The following is a 504-nucleotide window of genomic DNA, read 5'->3' as shown; positions in this document are numbered from 1 at the left end:
TTGACAGGCAACAGTTATTTGAGGGCAAGAAGCTAGTAAAAAGACCATTTATTGTGAACACTGGCGAGCGTATTCCCGTTCAAGGCAAAGATATGAAAGTTGCTAATAGACCTGTTCTTTTAGATAAGCAAACATTGGATAGTCCACTTATGGTGATAGGCACACTCACTATTGCTGGTATAGAAAAAAATAAGGGTTCTATAGAGCCTATAAACGTAGGTATTAGCGATGAACGCTTGAGATTAAGGCTGTTTCGTGGGCGCACTAGCTGGGCAATGAATGAGAGTGAGAAGAGTGATTTATGAGATATAAGTGAAGATATTTTTTCTTATAGTGGTGCTTATGTCATTTTATCGTCCCATATTGTCCCGTAAGCTCCCTTTAGGGTTTGTCTCGTTATTGGTGTCTGTGTATAATCATTATGTGCTTGGGGAAGGATACGCTATCTGGTTGAAATAAAGCTATAGCGGTCTGACAATTTGCAACTGATTTAATGACAACACC

1 protein-coding gene is annotated in these 504 nt (G+C 39.3%); it reads left to right on the top strand.

Features of this window, described 5'->3' with window-relative positions:
* Positions 1 to 305: hypothetical protein (locus tag AC1MDJ_RS08605; RefSeq protein WP_479690473.1), on the top strand; the 305-nt coding region annotated here is incomplete at its 5' end.
* Between the last annotated feature and the right edge of the window lie 199 nt (positions 306 to 504).

This window comes from Candidatus Termitispirillum reticulitermitis, from assembly GCF_054655775.1.
The sequence above is the reverse complement of the archived record's forward strand: the minus strand, read 5'-3'. Positions and strand labels throughout refer to the sequence as shown.